Below are 920 nucleotides of genomic sequence, written 5' to 3'. Positions count from 1 at the left end.
CACAATCTTACGCAGTTACAAATATTACTTGTGCAGGAGAGGGAGATGGTAGAATTACAATTACAGCTTCTGGAGGAACTGGAATTATTAAGTATGCAATTTCACCAGATTTGAATCAGTTCTTTGAATCGAATGTATTTGATAACTTAAAACCAGGTTTCTATGATTACATTGTACAAGATGAAAATGGATGTTTTGCATACATAACCGGAATAGAAATTAGAGAACCAGGATCTGTATTCGCTAATGTAATTCCTAACAGTGCGGTTCCAGAAGTATGTGCTGGAGATGCAGATGGTGCTTTTAGCTTGAACATTACTGGAGGAGTTGCTCCTTACAGTGTAAGTTTAAATAATAGAAACGGAACGTACACCACAGGAACGCTTACACAAGCACAGTTTGATTTCAGTGGTTTATCAGGAAATGAACAAATTGTTTACATTCGTGATGCTAATGGTTGTGAAAGTGATATTTCAATTTTACTTGGTCAACCAGTAACATTAAATCCAAAAGCTACGGTAAACTATGATTGTGTAAATAATAGTCAAGTTAATTCGGTAACCATTACAGTGGCTGCTGGAAACGCACCTGCAGATTTAGATTACTCTCTAGATGGATCAGCGTTCCAAGTTAGTAATGTATTTAATAACTTGAGCGCAGGTACACATACTGTTGATGTAAGACATACCAACGGTTGTATTAAGCAAGTAATCTTTGATGTAGATCAAATAAACCCAATCACAATCGTACTTTCTGATGGTGGATTGAACGAAATTGTTTCTACTGTTTCAGGTGGTTTTGGTAACTACCAATACAGCTTAAACGGAGAGCCTCAAGGAACTCAAAGTAATTTTATTATCTACAAATCTGTTACAGTAACAGTGTAGTCACCAGATTTGTAGATAATAAAATTACTTTGA

1 protein-coding gene is annotated in these 920 nt (G+C 35.7%); it reads left to right on the top strand.

Features of this window, described 5'->3' with window-relative positions:
* A partial coding sequence (locus AC061E_RS16585) for a SprB repeat-containing protein (RefSeq protein WP_478287247.1) occupies window positions 1-887 on the top strand: 887 nt, incomplete at its 5' end.
* Window positions 888-920 lie beyond the last annotated feature (33 nt).

It is taken from the genome of Flavobacterium sp. GNP011 (genome assembly GCF_056428925.1).
This window is presented reverse-complemented; position numbering and strand designations above follow the sequence as displayed.